Annotated in this window: 3 protein-coding genes; all 3 read left to right on the top strand. The window is 67.5% G+C overall.

Translation table 11 applies throughout. The features are described 5' to 3' along the window. The first annotated feature begins 339 nt into the window (after positions 1-339). The 3 genes from QZY48_RS24780 to QZY48_RS24790 all read left to right on the top strand — a co-directional run bounded on the left by QZY48_RS24780 (position 340) and on the right by QZY48_RS24790 (position 2,175). Complete coding sequence (locus QZY48_RS24780) at positions 340-1,056, top strand: hypothetical protein (protein WP_295436091.1); 717 nt, start codon at positions 340-342, stop codon at positions 1,054-1,056. A gap of 284 nt (positions 1,057-1,340) precedes the next feature. After that, positions 1,341-1,724 (top strand): hypothetical protein, encoded by a 384-nt coding sequence (locus QZY48_RS24785; protein WP_295436093.1) that lies wholly within the window; start codon positions 1,341-1,343, stop codon positions 1,722-1,724. Between the two features lie 178 nt (positions 1,725-1,902). Then, a complete protein-coding gene (locus QZY48_RS24790) occupies positions 1,903-2,175 on the top strand; it encodes a Uma2 family endonuclease (RefSeq protein WP_295436095.1) in 273 nt (90 codons plus the stop codon). Positions 2,176-2,315: the final 140 nt, after the last annotated feature.

The following is a 2,315-nucleotide window of genomic DNA, read 5'->3' on the forward strand; positions in this document are numbered from 1 at the left end:
GCCGCGCCGAGTCCGGCCCCCAGGCCAGCGCTCGCGCCGGCGCCGACCCGCGCAGCGCCCCCCGCGGCGCCACCCGAGCCGCCGGCGCAAGGCGTGCGCGCTTGGCTCGGGCGACTCTTCGGCGGCTGACGCCAGGCGCATCGGCTCGGACCACCGGCGTAGGGTGCGCCGCGCGCACCATGAGCGCTGCGTTTGAGCGCAACGGCCAGGGTTTCGCTTGGCGACATGGTGCGCGCGGCGCACCCGACGATCGCGGCGCCATCGACCGACCGATGGCTTGCCGCACGCGGCACCACCACGCCCTTCGCTCGAACGGCCCCTATGATCACGAGTCCATTTATGTCGGCATCAGCCACCCGTACCGCACTATTGGCCGCCCTCCTGGCGGCGGGCGCCGCGACCGCCGCGCCTGATGTAACCCCGGCCGCGGCACCCCAAGTCGACCAGGAACCGGCCCCGAAACTCACTCAGGCCCAACAGCTCGTCTTCGCCAATGACCTGATGCAGAAGGTCCCCGCCGGGAGCGTCCTGGAATACCGCTTCACCCGTCACGGCAAGGACCTGCCTGACTACCAGGACCGGGTAACCGTCACGGTGACACACGTCGCGGACGACGGCAAGCGTGACCTGCAATTCGATTTCCTGAGCGACGGTCACCACCTGGACTTTCAGCCCGCCACCGCCTACCGGGGCAACCCGGTGCCGATCCAGTTCCTGGAGCGCGACATCAAGGAACTGGCCGCTGCGACCGAGGGCGCCAGTGGCTACTTTCGCAATCGCCTGCGCGCCGCCTTCGCCAAAGCGCAGAGCGAGCCGGTCAAGATCCCGCTCGGCGGCCAGGAGGTCGAGGGCGTGCGAATCACCCTCAAGCCCTATGCCGGAGACCCCAACAGCGCGCGTTTCAAGGACTACGCCGACAAGGGCTATGAATTCCTGTTCTCGGAGCAGGTACCCGGCGGGCTCTATCAGATCAGCACCAGGGTCCCGTCCGCGGGCAGTGACGCGCCCCTGATCGAGGAACAACTGACCTTTGACCACCGGAACCCGCCCGACTGACGTCGAACCGCCAATCACCCCAAGTACCTTACACAGCAGATCCCGCTTGGCGGTGCCCTGCTGGTCGTGTCGCCCCGTTAGGGTCGCGCAGCGACGCTGTGGGAGCGGCTTCAGCCGCGACGCGCCCTCGCGGTAACCCGTGACGCCACGGCAACTTGCAAGGCTCGTCGCGGCTGAAGCCGCTCCCACAAGGTCCCGGGGGCAGCCGCAGCGATGACCCTCTTCACTTGCGCTCATGTGCGGACCAGTCCGCATGTTCGGATTACGAAACCCACAGGCCCCCCATGTACAAGACCTCCATTCCCCTGAGCCCCCTCCTTGGCCTGGCGCTCGCCGCCGTCATCGCCGGCGTGAGTGCCGCCGATGGCCCGGAACCGGCCGCCCCCAAGCCCGCGCCCTACCCCACCACCGCGCTCGCCGACTATGTCTTGGGCTGCATGATCGCCAACGGCAAGAATCCCGACACCCTGCGCAAATGCTCCTGCAGCATCGACTTCATCGCCGCCGCCATCCCCTACGCGGACTACGAGCGCATCGAAACCCTGATGCGCCTCCAGCAGATGGAAGGCGCCGGCCGCAACGCGGTCTACAAGGGCAGCACCTGGGCCAAAGACGCCGTGACCCACTTCAAGGAGATCCAGGCGGAGTCGACACTGCGCTGCTTCTGACGCCCCATCTTACCGGCGCTCCGGCGGGCAGCCCCGACTGACTGACTGACTGACGGTCGGCGCCGCCGCAGCTTGCCGATTGCGGCCATCCGCTCTAGGCTAAGGGCCCTGGCAGCCAGACCGGCCCGCCCCGGAAGATGAAAGCCCCGGTCAGTGACTTAAACGAGAGCAACCCGTCATGCCCGCCACCGCCGAGAGGCTGGTCCACCGCTGGTCGTTCACCGTCGCGGACTATCATCGCATGGGCGAGGCCGGCATTCTGGGCGAGGACGACAGGGTCGAATTGATCGAGGTCTGGGTGGTAGACATCGGGCACCGGCAGGTGCTGCGCTTTCGCCAACCGGAGGGCGGGACCTATCAGGATCAGGACACCCTCGACCTCAAGACCCCGATCCCCCTGCCCGGCCTTCCGGTCGGCACGACGGTCGACCTGTCCGTGCTGTTCCAGTGACACCCTTGTCATCCGGGCGAAGTACGCGGACGAGCCGGTGCTGCTACGTCGGCGGGGCGGCGCTCGCAGGCAGGGAGTTCCGGGGACAGTTTACTTAATTGAAGAGCCGAAAGACTCAGGAAAGCCTTGGTCATCGGTCC

The sequence above is a fragment of the uncultured Thiodictyon sp. genome (genome assembly GCF_903828115.1).
In the GTDB taxonomy this organism is placed as follows: Bacteria; Pseudomonadota; Gammaproteobacteria; order Chromatiales; family Chromatiaceae; genus Thiodictyon.

Coding starts and splice junctions, on each gene's coding strand:
- QZY48_RS24785 (WP_295436093.1), top strand. CDS start 1,341: ATGTACAAGACCTCCATTCCCCTGAGCCCCCTCCTTGGCCTGGCGCTC.
- QZY48_RS24790 (WP_295436095.1), top strand. CDS start 1,903: ATGCCCGCCACCGCCGAGAGGCTGGTCCACCGCTGGTCGTTCACCGTC.
- QZY48_RS24780 (WP_295436091.1), top strand. CDS start 340: ATGTCGGCATCAGCCACCCGTACCGCACTATTGGCCGCCCTCCTGGCG.